The 14,992-nt window shown below is 69.2% G+C and carries 14 protein-coding genes; 13 read left to right on the top strand and 1 reads right to left on the bottom strand.

What is annotated here, in order from left to right; genetic code table 11:
• Positions 1-89: 89 nt before the first annotated feature.
• Positions 90-509 (top strand): CBS domain-containing protein, encoded by a 420-nt coding sequence (locus ACT2CW_RS25495; RefSeq protein WP_445518371.1) that lies wholly within the window; start codon positions 90-92, stop codon positions 507-509.
• 82 nt (positions 510-591) lie between these two features.
• Here the strand turns inward: ACT2CW_RS25495 and ACT2CW_RS25490 are convergent, their stop codons facing one another.
• Positions 592-1,410, bottom strand: a complete 819-nt coding sequence (locus tag ACT2CW_RS25490) for a C40 family peptidase (protein WP_164434805.1) — start codon at positions 1,408-1,410, stop codon at positions 592-594.
• 712 nt (positions 1,411-2,122) lie between these two features.
• Here ACT2CW_RS25490 and ACT2CW_RS25485 point away from each other — a divergent pair.
• Genes ACT2CW_RS25485 through nuoL form a run of 12 tightly spaced genes read left to right on the top strand, consistent with a single transcriptional unit; the run spans position 2,123 to position 14,992 of the window.
• Positions 2,123-2,482, top strand: coding sequence for an NADH-quinone oxidoreductase subunit A (locus tag ACT2CW_RS25485; protein ID WP_020869381.1), 360 nt, complete (start codon positions 2,123-2,125; stop codon positions 2,480-2,482).
• Between the two features lie 33 nt (positions 2,483-2,515).
• On the top strand, positions 2,516-3,070 hold the full coding sequence (locus tag ACT2CW_RS25480) for a NuoB/complex I 20 kDa subunit family protein (RefSeq protein ID WP_020869380.1): 555 nt from the start codon (positions 2,516-2,518) through the stop codon (positions 3,068-3,070).
• Complete coding sequence (locus tag ACT2CW_RS25475) at positions 3,067-3,822, top strand: NADH-quinone oxidoreductase subunit C (protein ID WP_037955230.1); 756 nt, start codon at positions 3,067-3,069, stop codon at positions 3,820-3,822. Before ACT2CW_RS25480 ends, ACT2CW_RS25475 begins: the two co-directional genes overlap by 4 nt.
• A complete protein-coding gene (locus ACT2CW_RS25470) occupies positions 3,822-5,156 on the top strand; it encodes an NADH-quinone oxidoreductase subunit D (protein WP_182467877.1) in 1,335 nt (444 codons plus the stop codon). The genes ACT2CW_RS25475 and ACT2CW_RS25470 overlap by 1 nt, the downstream gene beginning before the upstream one ends.
• A gap of 17 nt (positions 5,157-5,173) precedes the next feature.
• Positions 5,174-5,983: an NADH-quinone oxidoreductase subunit NuoE gene (nuoE, locus tag ACT2CW_RS25465; protein ID WP_051573350.1), complete on the top strand. Its 810-nt coding sequence runs from the start codon at positions 5,174-5,176 to the stop codon at positions 5,981-5,983.
• Entirely contained in the window at positions 5,983-7,365 is a 1,383-nt protein-coding gene (gene nuoF, locus ACT2CW_RS25460; RefSeq protein ID WP_138914455.1) for an NADH-quinone oxidoreductase subunit NuoF, read from the top strand. Before nuoE ends, nuoF begins: the two co-directional genes overlap by 1 nt.
• Positions 7,362-9,851, top strand: a complete 2,490-nt coding sequence (locus tag ACT2CW_RS25455; protein ID WP_445518370.1) for an NADH-quinone oxidoreductase subunit G — start codon at positions 7,362-7,364, stop codon at positions 9,849-9,851. The genes nuoF and ACT2CW_RS25455 overlap by 4 nt, the downstream gene beginning before the upstream one ends.
• A gap of 26 nt (positions 9,852-9,877) precedes the next feature.
• Positions 9,878-11,203: an NADH-quinone oxidoreductase subunit NuoH gene (gene nuoH, locus ACT2CW_RS25450; protein WP_199334597.1), complete on the top strand. Its 1,326-nt coding sequence runs from the start codon at positions 9,878-9,880 to the stop codon at positions 11,201-11,203.
• Positions 11,196-11,822 (top strand): NADH-quinone oxidoreductase subunit NuoI, encoded by a 627-nt coding sequence (gene nuoI, locus ACT2CW_RS25445; RefSeq protein WP_311767007.1) that lies wholly within the window; start codon positions 11,196-11,198, stop codon positions 11,820-11,822. Before nuoH ends, nuoI begins: the two co-directional genes overlap by 8 nt.
• Entirely contained in the window at positions 11,819-12,739 is a 921-nt protein-coding gene (locus tag ACT2CW_RS25440; RefSeq protein ID WP_445518369.1) for an NADH-quinone oxidoreductase subunit J, read from the top strand. Before nuoI ends, ACT2CW_RS25440 begins: the two co-directional genes overlap by 4 nt.
• Positions 12,736-13,035: an NADH-quinone oxidoreductase subunit NuoK gene (gene nuoK, locus ACT2CW_RS25435; RefSeq protein ID WP_046084223.1), complete on the top strand. Its 300-nt coding sequence runs from the start codon at positions 12,736-12,738 to the stop codon at positions 13,033-13,035. Before ACT2CW_RS25440 ends, nuoK begins: the two co-directional genes overlap by 4 nt.
• A gap of 16 nt (positions 13,036-13,051) precedes the next feature.
• Positions 13,052-14,992 (top strand): NADH-quinone oxidoreductase subunit L, encoded by a 1,941-nt coding sequence (nuoL, locus tag ACT2CW_RS25430; RefSeq protein WP_445518368.1) that lies wholly within the window; start codon positions 13,052-13,054, stop codon positions 14,990-14,992.

The raw sequence follows: 14,992 nt of genomic DNA, 5'->3' as shown, positions 1-14,992 counted from the left end.
GGCGCCGTGTGCGCCAGCCGCGGCGACGCCGGACCGATGGGGCCCACGGGGCCGGATCCACCGCCGGTGGGCCTGGCAGGAGGTACACCATGACGAAGGCAGCGGACATCATGCACCCGGGCGCGCAGTGGGTGCCGGAGAACGAGACGGTGCTGCGTGCCGCCCAGCTGATGCGGGACCTGGGCGTGGGCGCCCTGCCGGTCAGCGACGCCAACGAGCGGCTGTGCGGCATCGTGACCGACCGCGACATCGTCGTCGGATGCATCGCGGAGAACGCCGACCCCTCGGGGACTCCCGTCGGGGCGCTCACCAAGGGCACCCCGCGCTGGATTCCCGCGGACGCCGATGTCAGGGACGTCCTGCGGGAGATGGAGGAGCACAAGATCCGCAGGCTTCCGGTGATCGACCAGAACAAGCGGCTGGTCGGAATGATCTCCGAGGCGGATCTGGCCCATCACCTCAGCGACGACCTGCTCGGCGAGTTCGTGGAGAAGGTCTACGCGCAGTAGTGAGGGAAGGACGTGAGGCCGCCGTCCACGACGGGAACGGCGGCCCCGGGGTCCAGAAACCAACGGATGACCGGCGGGCGTCCTACAGGACGCGCACGGCCCCGGTGGGCATGTCGTAGTCCAGCGGGCGCTCGACGATCCCGGTGCTCGAGTTCTGGGCGCCGATGAACTTGCCGCCGCCGACGTAGACGCCGACGTGGTACGCGCTGCCGGCGCTGCCCCAGTAGAGCAGGTCGCCCGGCTGCAAGGAGTCCAGCGAGACCGGGGTGCCGGCGGTGGACTGGTCCTGCGAGACCCGCGGCAGGCTCACGCCGACCTGCTTGAAGGCGGCCTGGGTCAGCCCGGAGCAGTCGTAGGAGGACGGACCGCTGGAGCCGAGCACGTACGCCTTGCCCAGCTGCGCCTTCAGGAAGCTGATCAGGGTCGCGGCGTTGCCGGAGGCGTTGCTGACGCTGGTGGTGGTGGAGAGCGTGGTGCGCTCGGCGGAGCGGGACGCCTTCGCCGCCTGGGCCTTGGCCTCGGCCGCGCGCTTGGCGGCCGCCTTACGAGCCGCCTCCCGGGCCTCCTTCGCCTTGCGGTCGGCCTCCGCCTTGGCCTTCTTGGCGGCGGTCTTCGCGTGGGCGGCCGCCTGGTCCTTCTGTGCCTGGAGCTCGTAGTCGGACGCCGCCTGCTGGGTGGCGTCCGCGGTCTGGGCGGCCGTGCTCGCCAGCGTGGCGCTGACGGTCGGCATCTCCAGGGTGGACTCGGCCGGAGCGGCGTTGTTCTCCGTGGCGGAGGCGGGCACGGCGGCACCGGCCACCGCGAGGGTGAGGAAGCCACCGGTCACCCCTGCGCGGAGCGCACGCGTCGACGTGGCACGGCGGGGCTTCCGGTGGCTGGGTATGTGTGCGACTGGGGACATAGGTCACTGGCTACCAGGGCCTTAAGGCCCAGATCAACAAAAGTGGGGTGCGCCACATTTGGCGTGCACACGCCCAAAAACCGGGCCAAATGATCTCCGCGGCCCACTCGGCCGCCTTGCCCGAATTTCGCGATCATGTGTCTACGCACTGCATTTGGCGGCCAAACCGGGACAGCGCGGGACCTACCACCGATGTGGTCCGCGTACAAAGGGTTCCCGTGAAATCTAGATCCACAACCCGTCTGGGCGTGGGATACCTCACTCGCTCCGAGCCGCTCGTGAACGCGTGCGCGGAGCGTTGATCGCGAACGTCCGCGACCCCGTGATCAATCGTCCCGGGACGAAGGTCACTCATGAGGATGGAAGGCGCCTATCAGCTGACATTGTCCAGAGCAAATTTGCATGTATGTACCATGTCTTGGTAGGGGCGCAACGCGCTCACCTGTGATGACGTCTCCGAATGTCACTTCTCGTGGTCGTTCGGATGCTTCATGTACAAGATCACCGCTCATCCGACTTCATGATCCTTCGTCAGGTGGTGGAGATCACAAAGACGTTGTCGTACCCCGTGTCGCAGATCACAGACCGACGGGCATAGGATGCAGGCGAAACGGGCTTGTGAACTGCCTCACATGTGCGCGATCTTCGTGGGGCGGCGGCATGTCCGTGCGGTCCGCCAAGCAGTCATCGTCGACTGAAGGGAGCGAGGACGGTGAACGCATACGCGCCCATCCTCGTACTGGGAGCCCTCGGGGCAGGTTTTGCGATCTTCTCGGTTTTCATGGCCGCGATCATCGGCCCCAAGCGCTACAACCGGGCCAAGCTCGAAGCCTATGAGTGCGGCATCGAGCCGACTCCGCATCCGGCCGGCGGTGGGCGCTTCCCCATCAAGTACTACCTGACGGCGATGCTCTTCATCGTCTTCGACATCGAGATCGTCTTCCTCTACCCCTGGGCCGTCACCTTCGACGCCCTCGGCCTGTTCGGGCTCGTGGAGATGCTCCTCTTCGTGCTCACGGTCTTCGTCGCCTACGCCTACGTATGGCGCCGTGGCGGCCTGGAGTGGGACTAAAAGGGGCTCTAGAGGAGATAGGGGAAACATCGCATGGGTATCGAAGAGAAGCTCCCGAGTGGGTTCCTGCTCACCACCGTGGAACAGGCCGCCGGGCTGGCCCGTAAGTCCTCCGTCTTCCCGGCCACCTTCGGCCTGGCCTGTTGCGCCATCGAAATGATGACCACCGGCGCGGGGCGCTATGACCTCGCGCGCTTCGGCATGGAGGTCTTCCGCGGCTCGCCCCGCCAGGCGGATCTGATGATCGTCGCCGGGCGCGTCAGCCAGAAGATGGCCCCGGTGCTGCGCCAGGTCTACGACCAGATGCCGAACCCGAAGTGGGTCATCTCCATGGGCGTCTGCGCCTCCTCCGGGGGGATGTTCAACAACTACGCGATCGTGCAGGGCGTCGATCACATCGTCCCGGTCGACATCTATCTGCCCGGCTGCCCGCCGCGGCCCGAGATGCTCATGGACTCGATCCTCAAGCTGCACGAGAAGATCCGCGAGGAGAAGCTCGGCGTCAATCGCGAGCGTGCGGCCCGTGAGGCGGAGGAAGCAGCGCTCAAGGCGCTGCCGATGATCGAGATGAAGGGGCTGCTGCGTTGACTGAGGCTAATGGGGTCAACCCCGGGGCCAACGGGGTCAACCCGGACAAGGACCTCAACGCTGAGAACCTCCCCGGCCGCCGCGGCGACCAGGGCGAGCCCATCCGCGTCCAGCGCGGGATGTTCGGCGCCAACAACGGCGGCGACACCACCGGCTACGGCGGGCTGGTCCGCCCCGTACGGCTGCCCGGCCAGGCCACCCGGCCGTACGGGGGCTGGTTCGACGAGGTCGCCGACGAGCTCGAGGGCGCGCTCGAGGAGCAGTCGCTGCTTCCGGAGAACGCGATCGAGAAGACCGTCGTGGACCGCGGTGAGCTGACCTTCCACATCGCCCGGGAGCACCTGCCGCGGGTCGCCCGCACCCTGCGCGACGACCCGGCGCTCCGCTTCGAGCTGTGCACCGGCGTCAGCGGAGTCCACTTCCCCGGCGACAAGGGCCGTGAGCTGCACGCCGTCTACCACCTGCGGTCGATCACCCATGGTCGGGTGCTCCGGCTGGAGGTGAGCGCTCCGGACGACGACCCGCACATCCCGTCGATCGTCGATGTCTATCCGACCAACGACTGGCATGAGCGCGAGACCTACGACTTCTTCGGCCTGATCTTCGACGGTCATCCCGCGCTGACGCGGATCATGATGCCCGACGACTGGCAGGGCTTCCCGCAACGCAAGGACTACCCGCTCGGCGGCATCCCCGTCGAGTACAAGGGCGCCCAGATCCCGGCTCCGGACCAGCGGAGGTCGTACAGCTGATGACTGCCCCCCACGCAACGCCTTCCGCCTCCGCGCGCGAGACCACCGAAGGCACCGTCTACACCGTCACCGGCGGCGACTGGGACGAGGTCGTGGCCGCCGCGGCGAAGGCCGACGACGAGCGGATCATCGTCAACATGGGTCCGCAGCACCCCTCCACCCATGGAGTGCTCCGGCTGATCCTGGAGATCGACGGTGAGACGGTCACCGAGGCCCGCTGCGGAATCGGTTATCTGCACACCGGAATCGAGAAGAACCTCGAATTCCGGAACTGGACGCAGGGCACCACCTTCGTGACGCGCATGGACTATCTGACGCCCTTCTACAACGAGGCGGCGTACTGCCTGGGCGTCGAGAAGCTGCTCGGCATCGAGGACCAGGTGCCGGACCGCGCCTCGGTGATCCGGGTGCTGCTGATGGAGCTCAACCGGCTCTCCTCGCATCTGGTGGCCATCGCCACCGGCGGTATGGAGCTCGGCGCGACCACGATCATGATCTACGGCTTCCGGGACCGCGAGCTGATCCTGGACATCTTCGAGCTGATCACCGGTCTGCGGATGAACCACGCGTACATCCGGCCCGGCGGGCTCGCCCAGGACCTGCCGCCGGGGGCGGTCGACCAGATCCGGGCCCTGCTGAAGACGATGCGGAAGAACCTGCCCGAGTACGACAAGCTCGCCACCGGGAACCCGATCTTCAAGGCCCGGCTCCAGGACGTCGGCTACCTCGATCTCGCCGGCTGCATGGCGCTCGGCGTGACCGGCCCGATACTGCGGGCCACCGGGCTGCCGCACGATCTGCGCAAGACCGATCCGTACTGCGGCTATGACACCTATGACTTCGAGGTGCCGACCGCCGAGAGCTGCGACGCCTACGGCCGGTTCCTGATCCGGCTGGAGGAGATGCGCCAGTCGCTGCGGATCGTCGAGCAGTGCCTGGAGCGGCTGGAGCCGGGCCCGGTGATGGTCGCCGACAAGAAGATCGCCTGGCCCGCGCAGCTCGCGCTCGGCCCGGACGGCCTCGGCAACTCCCTGGACCACATCAAGAACATCATGGGCACCTCCATGGAGGCCCTGATCCACCACTTCAAGCTGGTGACCGAGGGATTCCGGGTTCCGCCCGGACAGGCGTACGCGGCGATCGAGTCGCCCAAGGGCGAACTGGGCGCCCATGTGGTCAGCGATGGCGGCACCCGCCCGTATCGCGTCCACTTCCGCGACCCGTCCTTCACCAATCTTCAGGCCGTGGCGGCGATGTGCGAGGGCGGCCAGGTCGCCGATGTGATCGTCGCTGTCGCGTCCATCGACCCCGTGATGGGAGGAGTGGACCGGTGACTGATGTCCAGCTGGGGATGCCGGAGCTGCCGGCCCCCGACTACCCGGCCGAGGTGCGCACCCGGCTCGAGGAGGACGCCCGGGAGGTGATCGCCCGCTACCCGGACAGCCGCAGCGCGCTGCTGCCGCTGCTGCACCTGGTGCAGTCCGAGGAGGGCCATGTCACCCGCACCGGCATGCGGTTCTGCGCCGAGATGCTGGGCCTGACCACCGCCGAGGTCACCGCGGTCGCCACCTTCTACACGATGTACCGGCGCAAGCCCTCCGGCGACTACCAGGTGGGGGTGTGCACCAACACCCTGTGCGCGGTGATGGGCGGCGACGCGATCTTCGAGGAGCTCCAGAGCCATCTGGGGGTGGGCAACGGGGAGACCACCGAGGACGGCAAGGTCACCCTGGAGCACATCGAGTGCAACGCGGCCTGCGACTACGCACCCGTGGTGATGGTCAACTGGGAGTTCTTCGACAACCAGACCGTCGAATCCGCCAAGGCGCTGGTCGACGAGTTGCGGGCGGGCCGGACCGTCGAGCCGACCCGGGGCGCGCCGCTGTGCACCTACAAGGAGACCGCCCGCATCCTGGCCGGCTTCCCCGACGCCCGTCCGGGCGCCGTCGAGGCGGGTGGCTCCGCGGGGCCCGCCTCGCTGGTCGGGCTGCGGCTGGCCAAGGGCGAGGTCGCCCCCGGCCGGGTCGTCTCGCCGAGGTCCGCCGACGCCCCGCAGGACGAGGCGCCGCCGACGCATCCCAGCTCGCATGACGCGCCGCAGCGGACCTCCGCCTCCGATCCGCACCACCCGGCCGGTCCGGTCGCCGAGGAGGGGGAGTGATGACCGTGACAACCGAGATCAATGGGCACAGCCCCGAGAAGCTGCTGGCACCCGTGCTCTCCGCGTTCTGGGACCAGCCGAACTCCTGGTCCCTGCGCACCTATCTGCGCCACGAGGGCTACGAGGGCATGCGCAAGGCCCTCGCGATGGACCCCGACGCGGTGATCGCGCTGGTGAAGGACGCGGGACTGCGCGGCCGCGGCGGCGCGGGATTCCCCACCGGAATGAAGTGGCAGTTCATTCCGCAGGGCGACGGCAAGCCGCACTATCTCGTCGTCAACGCCGATGAGTCGGAACCGGGCACCTGCAAGGACATCCCCCTTCTCTACGCCAATCCGCACTCCCTCATCGAGGGCATGATCATCGCCTGTCATGCCATCCGCTCCGAACACGCCTTCATCTATCTGCGCGGCGAGGTCGTCCCCGTGCTGCGGCGGCTGCACGAGGCCGTGCGCGAGGCGTACGAGGAGGGCTACCTCGGCACCGCGGAACAGCGGCGGCGGAAGCTCGGGGTGGACGGACTGCCCGGTCTCGACATCACCGTGCACGCGGGCGCCGGTGCGTACATCTGTGGTGAGGAGACCGCGCTGCTGGACTCGCTGGAGGGCCGCCGCGGCCAGCCCCGGCTGCGGCCTCCCTTCCCCGCGGTCGCCGGTCTGTACGCGTGCCCCACTGTTGTCAACAACGTCGAATCCATCGCCTCGGTTCCCGCGATCCTCAACAAGGGCAAGGAATGGTTCCGTTCGATGGGCAGCGAGAAGTCCCCGGGCTTCACGCTCTACTCGCTGTCCGGCCATGTGGCCAACCCCGGACAGTACGAGGGCCCGCTCGGGATCACCCTGCGCCAGCTGCTCGACATGAGCGGCGGGATGCGCCCGGGCCACCGGCTGAAGTTCTGGACCCCGGGCGGCTCGTCCACCCCGCTGCTCACCGATGAGCACCTCGACGTCCCGCTGGACTACGAGGGCGTGGGCGCGGCCGGGTCGATGCTGGGCACCAAGGCGCTCCAGTGCTTCGACGAGACCACCTGCGTGGTGCGGGCCGTGACCCGCTGGACCGAGTTCTACGCGCATGAGTCCTGCGGCAAGTGCACACCCTGCCGCGAGGGCACGTACTGGCTGGTCCAGCTGTTGCGCGACCTCGAGGCCGGTAAGGGCCGCATGGAGGACCTCGACAAGCTGGCGGACATCGCCGACAACATCAACGGCAAGTCCTTCTGCGCCCTCGGCGACGGCGCGGCCAGCCCCATCTTCTCCTCGCTGAAGTACTTCCGCGAGGAGTACGAGCAGCACATCACCGGCGGAGGCTGTCCGTTCGACCCGGCCAAGTCCACTGTGTGGGCCGACGAGCCGCGCTCCACTCACCTGGGGGTGAACGCATGACCGTGACCACCAACGCACCCTCGTCGGGCGGGGAGGCGGCGGTGCCGCGCGAAGATCTGGTCTCCGTCACCATCGACGGAATCGAGATCTCCGTTCCCAAGGGGACGCTGGTCATCCGCGCCGCCGAACTGCTCGGCATCGAGATCCCGCGGTTCTGCGACCATCCGCTCCTCGACCCGGCCGGCGCCTGCCGCCAGTGCATCGTCGAGGTGGAGGGCCAGCGCAAGCCGATGGCCTCCTGCACCATCACCTGCACCGACGGGATGGTGGTCAAGACGCAGCTCACCTCGCCGGTGGCCGAGAAGGCCCAGCGCGGGGTGATGGAGCTGCTGCTGATCAACCACCCGCTGGACTGCCCGGTCTGCGACAAGGGCGGTGAATGCCCGCTCCAGAACCAGGCGATGAGCGCCGGACAGGCCGACAGCCGGTTCGAGGGCCAGAAGCGGACGTTCGCCAAGCCGGTGCCGATCTCGGCCCAGGTGCTGCTGGACCGCGAGCGCTGTGTGCTGTGCGCGCGCTGCACCCGCTTCTCCAACCAGATCGCGGGCGACCCCATGATCGAGCTGCTGGAGCGGGGCGCGCTCCAGCAGGTGGGCACCGGCGAGGGCGACCCGTTCGAGTCGTACTTCTCCGGGAACACCATCCAGATCTGCCCGGTGGGCGCCCTGACCTCGGCGGCGTACCGCTTCCGCTCCCGCCCCTTCGACCTGGTCTCCTCGCCGAGCGTGTGCGAGCACTGCGCGGGCGGCTGCGCCACCCGCACCGACCACCGGCGCGGCAAGGTCATGCGGCGGCTGGCGGCGGACGACCCCGAGGTCAACGAGGAGTGGATCTGCGACAAGGGGCGCTTCGGCTTCCGCTACGCCCAGCTGCCGGAGCGGCTCACCACCCCGCTGGTGCGCGACCGCGAGACGGGGAAGCTGGAGCCGGCGAGCTGGCCCGAGGCGCTGGCCGCGGCGGCCGACGGGCTCGGCATGGCGCGCGGCCGCACCGGCGTGCTCACCGGCGGCCGGCTGACCGTCGAGGACGCCTACGCCTACGCGAAGTTCGCGCGGCTCGCCCTGGACACCAACGACATCGACTTCCGGGCCCGTCTCCACAGCGACGAGGAGGCCGACTTCCTGGCCACCCACATCGCGGGCCGGGGGCGTGACCTGGACGGCGGCGGACTCACCTACGGCGCGCTGGAGAAGGCCCCGGCCGTGCTGCTGGTCGGCTTCGAGGCCGAGGAGGAGTCGCCCGGCGTCTTCCTGCGGCTGCGCAAGGCGCACCGCAAGCACGGACAGCGCACCTTCTCGATCGCCACCCACGCCACCCGGGGCCTCGAGAAGGTGGGCGGCACCCTGCTGCCGGCTGCCCCGGGCACCGAGACCGAGTGGCTGGACGCCATCGCGGGCCGCACCGGTCTGGACGCGGACGGCGAGCGGGCCGCCGAGGCGCTGCGCCAGGAGGGCGCGGTGATCATCGTCGGCGAGCGGCTGGCGTCCGTGGCCGGCGGGCTCACCGCCGCCGTACGGGCCGCCGCCGCCACCGGGGCCACGCTCGCCTGGATTCCGCGCCGGGCGGGGGAGCGGGGCGCGATCGAGGCGGGGGCGCTGCCCGGGCTGCTGCCCGGCGGCCGCCCGGCGCACGATCCGCGGGCCCGTGAGGAGGTCTCCTCCGTCTGGGGCACCGTCGACCTGCCGCACCAGGTGGGCCGGGACACCGGCCAGATCATCGAGGCCGCCGCGGTCGGCGGGCTCGGCGCGCTGCTGGTCGCGGGCGTCGAGGTCGCCGATCTGCCCGATCCGGCGCGGGCCCTGGAGGCCCTGGACGCGGTGGACTTCGTGGTCAGCCTGGAGCAGCGGCCCTCGGAGGTCACCGAGCGGGCCGATGTGGTGCTGCCGGTCGCGGCGGTCGTCGAGAAGTCCGGCACCTTCCTCAACTGGGAGGGCCGGGCCCGGCCGTTCGAGGCGGCGCTCAAGCCCGACCAGATGACCCGCCGCCACACCCTCCCGGACGCCCGGGTGCTGCACATGCTGGCCGACGCGCTGGACGCGCCCCTGGACCTGCCGGACGTCGAGGCGGTGCGCGCCGAGATGACCCGGCTGGGCACCTGGCAGGGCCCGCGCGCCACCGCCTCGCTGGAGACGGGCGGTCCGCTGCCCCGGCCGGCCGAGGGCGAGGCGGTGCTCGCCGGCCATCGGCTGCTGCTCGACCAGGGCCGGCTCCAGGACGGCGATCCGGCGCTGGCCGGGACCCGGCACGCGGCCGTGGCCCGGCTGTCGGCGGCCACGGCGGGCGAGGCGGGGGTCGAGGATGGCCAAGTCGTCCGCGTCACCGGCCCGGCCGGCTCGGTCCAACTGCCGCTGAGCGTCACCGCGATGCCCGACCGGGTGGTCTGGCTGCCGCTGGCCTCCGTGGGCGGCGGTGTCCAGCGCGATCTGGGGGCCCGCCCCGGCGATGTCGTGACGATCACTGCCCCCGCGACGGAGGTGACCCAGTGAGGATTCTCGCCGCAGAGGACCTGTCGATGTTCGGCCGCGACCCGTGGTGGCTGATCGCGATCAAGGCCGTCTTCTGCTTCGCGTTCCTGATGGTGACGGTGCTCATCTCCATCGTCATGGAGCGCAAGGTGGTCGGCTGGATGCAGCTGCGCATCGGCCCCAACCGCCACGGCCCCTGGGGCATGCTCCAGTCCCTCGCGGACGGTGTGAAGCTGATGCTCAAGGAGGACGTGGTCGTCAAGGGCGCGGACAAGGTGGTCTACGTCCTGGCGCCGGTCGTCGCGGCCATCCCCGCCTTCATGGCGGTCGCGGTGATGCCGTTCGGCCCGGCCGGCGGCGAGGTCTCGGTCTTCGGGCACCGCACCGCGATGCAGCTGACCGATCTGCCGATCGCCGTCCTCTACATCCTGGCCACCGCCTCGGTCGGCATCTACGGCATCGTGCTGGCGGGCTGGTCCTCCGGATCGACGTATCCGCTCCTGGGGGGCTTGCGCTCCTGCGCCCAGATGATCAGCTACGAGATCGCGATGGGGCTCTCCTTCGCGGCGGTCTTCCTCTACTCCGGGTCGATGTCGACCTCGCAGATCGTGGAATCGCAGCAGGACCGCTGGTACGCGGTGCTGCTGCCGGTCTCGTTCCTCATCTACATCGTCTCGATGATCGGTGAGACCAACCGGGCGCCGTTCGACATGCCGGAGTCCGAGGGCGACCTGGTCGGCGGCTTCAACACCGAGTACTCCTCGATCAAGTTCGCGATGTTCATGCTCGCCGAGTACATCAACATGGTCACCGTCTCGATGGTCGCCGTCACCCTCTTCCTCGGTGGCTGGCGGGCGCCCTGGCCGATCAGCACCTTCTGGGAGGGCGCCAACCACGGCTGGTGGCCGCTGCTGTGGTTCGTCGGCAAGGTCGTGACATCGCTGTTCGTCTTCATCTGGGTGCGCGGCACGCTGCCGCGCGTCCGCTACGACCAGTTCATGAAGCTGGGCTGGAAGGTGCTCATCCCGATCTCGATGGTCTGGCTGATGCTGGTCGCCACCGTCCGGGCGCTGCGCAACGAGAACTACGACTACCAGGACATCGTGCTCTACGTGGGCGGCGCGGTGATCGCGCTGCTGCTGCTGTCCTTCGTGGTCGACTTCTTCCGCGACCGCTCGGCGCAGGCCGAGGCCGGAGCGGAACCGGGACCGGAGCCCGCCTTCGATCCGATGGCGGGAGGTTTCCCGGTGCCGCCGCTGCCCGGCCAGACCTTGCCGCCCGTCCCCCGCCGACGTCCGCGCACCGAGCGTGAGTTGATTGTCAGTGGTGGCCCCGACACTGTCAGTGACGGAAAGGAGGCCGACGGTGTCTGACTTCCAGAATCCGGTGGCCGGCTTCGGCGTGACCTTCAAGGCCATGTTCAAGAAGCGGCTCACCGAACAGTACCCAGAGGTGAAGAAGCCCACCGCGCCCCGCTTCCACGGACGCCACCAGCTCAACCGGCACCCGGACGGGCTGGAGAAGTGCATCGGCTGCGAGCTGTGCGCCTGGGCCTGCCCCGCCGACGCGATCTATGTGGAGGGCGCGGACAACACCGACGAGGAGCGCTACTCGCCAGGTGAGCGCTACGGCCGCGTCTACCAGATCAACTATCTGCGCTGCATCCTGTGCGGTCTGTGCGTCGAGGCGTGCCCCACCCGGGCGCTCACCATGACCAATGAGTACGAGCTCGCCGACCGCACCCGCGAATCGCTCATCTACACCAAGGAGGAGCTGCTCGCGGGCCTCGAGGACGGGATGGTCGACTCCCCGCACGCCATGTATCCCGGCACCGACGAGCAGGACTACTACCGGGGCCTGGTGACCGAGGCCGCGCCCGGCACCACCCAGCAGGTGGCGGTCAGCAAGGGCGAGACCCTGTCCGACCAGGCCGCGGGGAACGAGGAGTCGCAGGAGGGGCAGCAGGAGCGGCAGCAGGGGGTGCAGGCATGAGCGGCGCTCTGGCCGCGGCGGCCTCCACCACCTCCACCGGTGAGGCCCTCCAGTTCTGGGTGCTCGGCACCGTCGCCGTGATCGGCGCGCTGTGCACGATCCTGATGCACAAGGCCGTGCACAGCGCCCTGTGCCTGGCGGGCACCATGATCGTCCTGGCGATCTTCTACCTCGCCAACGGCGCGTACTTCCTGGGCGTCGTCCAGATCGTCGTCTACACCGGCGCGATCATGATGCTGTTCCTCTTCGTGGTGATGCTGGTCGGTGTCACCGCCGCCGACTCCCTCAAGGAGACCCTGAAGGGGCAGCGCTGGCTCGCCGTCCTCTGCGGGCTCGGCTTCGGCATCCTGCTCTGCGCCGGGATCGGAAACGCGTCGCTGAAGACGTGGAACGGCCTGGGCCAGGCCAACTCCGGCGGCAATGTGGAGGGCCTGGCCTCGCTGATCTTCACCAAGTACGTCTTCGCCTTCGAGATCACCGGCGCGCTGCTGATCACCGCGGCGGTCGGCGCGATGGTGCTGACCCACCGCGAGCGCACCGAGCGGGCCCGTACCCAGCGCGAGCAGTCCGAGGCGCGGGTGCGCACCGGGCGGAACGTGCCGCCGCTGCCCGCCCCCGGTGTGTACGCGCGGCACAACGCGGTGGACATCCCCGGTCTGCTGCCCGACGGCACCCCGTCCGACCTCACCGTCAACGCCACGCTGCGCGGCCGCGGTCAGATCCGGGACGTCTCCAGCGAGGCGCTGGCCGAGCTGGCGGCGCTGGAGCAGCGCTCGCAGCGCTGGCTGGGCCGGAAGCACGAGACCGGCAAGCCGTCCGGGAGCCCCGGGAAGCCGGGCACTTCCGAGAGCGGTGAGAACGGCGAAGACGGCGAGAGTGCGGGCAGTGCGCCGAATCCGAGGGGAGTCGCCAAGTGAATCCGGTCAACTACCTCTACCTGGCCGCCCTGTTGTTCACCATTGGTGCGGCCGGCGTCGTCATCAGGCGGAACGCGATCGTCCTCTTCATGTGCGTCGAGCTGATGCTGAACGCGTGCAACCTGGCGTTCGTCACCTTCTCCCGGCTGCACGGCAATCTCGACGGCCAGATCATCGCCTTCTTCACGATGGTCGTGGCCGCGGCGGAGGTTGTGGTCGGTCTCGCGATCATCGTGACCATCTTCCGCTCCCGCCACTCGGCCTCGGTCGACGACGCCAGCCTGATGAAGCTCTAGAAGGGGTCGCGTTCACGTGGAGAACCTCATCGGATTGCTTGTCGCGGTCCCGCTGCTCGGCGCGGCCCTGCTGCTGTGCGGAGGGCGGCGGCTGGACGGCAAGGGCCACTACCTCGGCACGCTGCTCGCCGCCGCCTCCTTCGTCATCGGCGCCGTGCTCTTCGCCGACATGCTCGGCCGCGGCGAGCACGACCGGGCCCTGCACAGCAAGGTCTTCAGCTGGATCCCGGTGGGCGGCTTCCGCGCGGACGTCGCCTTCCAGCTCGACCAGCTGTCCATGACCTTCGTCCTGCTGATCACCGGTGTGGGCACGCTGATCCACATCTACTCGATCGGCTATATGGAGCACGACGAGCGCCGCCGCCGCTTCTTCGGCTATCTCAATCTCTTCCTCGCGGCGATGCTCCTGCTCGTCCTCGCCGACAACTACCTGCTGCTGTACGTCGGCTGGGAGGGCGTCGGCCTCGCCTCGTACCTGCTCATCGGCTTCTGGCAGCACAAGCCCAGCGCGGCCACGGCGGCGAAGAAGGCGTTCATCGTCAACCGCGTCGGCGACGTCGGCCTGTCGATCGCGATCATGCTGATGTTCACGACGTTCGGGACCTTCACCTTCGCCCCGGTGCTGACCAGCGCGGGTGACGCGAGCGAGGGCAAGCTCACCGCGATCGGGCTGATGCTGCTCCTCGCGGCCTGCGGCAAGTCGGCCCAGGTGCCGCTCCAGTCCTGGCTCGGGGACGCGATGGAGGGCCCGACCCCGGTCTCGGCCCTGATCCACGCGGCGACCATGGTGACCGCGGGCGTGTATCTGATCACCCGCTCCGGCGCGATCTTCAACGCAGCGCCGGACGCCCAGGCCGCGGTCGTCGCGGTCGGCGCGGTCACGCTCCTCTTCGGTGCGATCGTCGGTTGTGCCAAGGACGACATCAAGAAGGCCCTGGCCGGGTCCACCATGTCGCAGATCGGCTACATGATCCTGGCCGCCGGGCTCGGCCCGATCGGCTATGTCTTCGCGATCATGCACCTGGTGACCCACGGCTTCTTCAAGGCGGGGCTCTTCCTCGGGGCCGGGTCGGTCATGCACGCCATGAACGACGAGGTCGACATGCGCAAGTACGGCGGCCTGCGGACGTACATGCCGATCACCTTCGTCACCTTCGGGCTCGGCTATCTCGCGATCATCGGCTTCCCCGGGCTGTCCGGCTTCTGGTCCAAGGACAAGATCATCGAGGCGGCGTTCGCCAAGGGCGGCACCGAGGGCTGGATCCTCGGCGGCGCGGCCCTGCTGGGCGCGGCCATCACCGCGTACTACATGACGCGGGTGATGCTGCTGACCTTCTTCGGCGAGAAGCGCTGGGGCACCACGCCCTCGCCCGAGGAGCCCAGCGCCGAGCCCGCCGCCGAGTCGGCCGGGGCGCACGCCGAGCCGCATCCGCACGAGTCGCCGTCGTCCATGACCATCCCCATGATCGTCCTGGCCGTGGGATCGGTCTTCGCGGGCGGGCTGTTCAGCGTCAACGACGCGTTCCTGAAGTGGCTGGAGCCGGTCACCGGCCACAGCCACGGCGACTCCCCGCTCAGCGCCGCGGCGGTCACCGCCGGGACGATGGTGGTGCTGGTGATCGGTGTCGCCCTCGCCTGGGCGCAGTACGGACGCCGGCCGGTGCCGCGCACCGCGCCCCGCGGATCGCTGCTCACCCGGGCCGCCCGGCGCGATCTGCTCCAGGACGACTTCAACCATGTCGCGCTCGTCAAACCAGGCCAGTATCTGACCCGTGGTCTGGTCTATGTCGACCACAAGCTGGTCGACGGGGTGGTCAACGGCACCGCGGCCTCGGTCGGCGGGCTCTCCGGCCGGCTGCGAAAGCTCCAGAACGGCTATGCCCGTACGTACGCGGTCTCGATGTTCGGCGGTACGGCGGTGCTTATCGCCGCGACCCTGCTGATGAGGGCGGTCTGA

It is taken from the genome of Streptomyces sp. NEAU-174 (assembly GCF_052665095.1).
The sequence above is the reverse complement of the archived record's forward strand: the minus strand, read 5'-3'. Positions and strand labels throughout refer to the sequence as shown.

Bases quoted from the DNA above. Each gene is read 5' to 3' on its own strand.
- ACT2CW_RS25495 (WP_445518371.1), top strand. From the start codon at position 90: ATGACGAAGGCAGCGGACATCATGCACCCGGGCGCGCAGTGGGTGCCG.
- ACT2CW_RS25490 (WP_164434805.1), bottom strand. From the start codon at position 1,410: ATGTCCCCAGTCGCACACATACCCAGCCACCGGAAGCCCCGCCGTGCC.
- ACT2CW_RS25480 (WP_020869380.1), top strand. From the start codon at position 2,516: ATGGGTATCGAAGAGAAGCTCCCGAGTGGGTTCCTGCTCACCACCGTG.
- ACT2CW_RS25470 (WP_182467877.1), top strand. From the start codon at position 3,822: ATGACTGCCCCCCACGCAACGCCTTCCGCCTCCGCGCGCGAGACCACC.
- nuoE (WP_051573350.1), top strand. From the start codon at position 5,174: ATGCCGGAGCTGCCGGCCCCCGACTACCCGGCCGAGGTGCGCACCCGG.
- nuoF (WP_138914455.1), top strand. From the start codon at position 5,983: ATGACCGTGACAACCGAGATCAATGGGCACAGCCCCGAGAAGCTGCTG.
- ACT2CW_RS25455 (WP_445518370.1), top strand. From the start codon at position 7,362: ATGACCGTGACCACCAACGCACCCTCGTCGGGCGGGGAGGCGGCGGTG.
- nuoH (WP_199334597.1), top strand. From the start codon at position 9,878: ATGTTCGGCCGCGACCCGTGGTGGCTGATCGCGATCAAGGCCGTCTTC.
- ACT2CW_RS25440 (WP_445518369.1), top strand. From the start codon at position 11,819: ATGAGCGGCGCTCTGGCCGCGGCGGCCTCCACCACCTCCACCGGTGAG.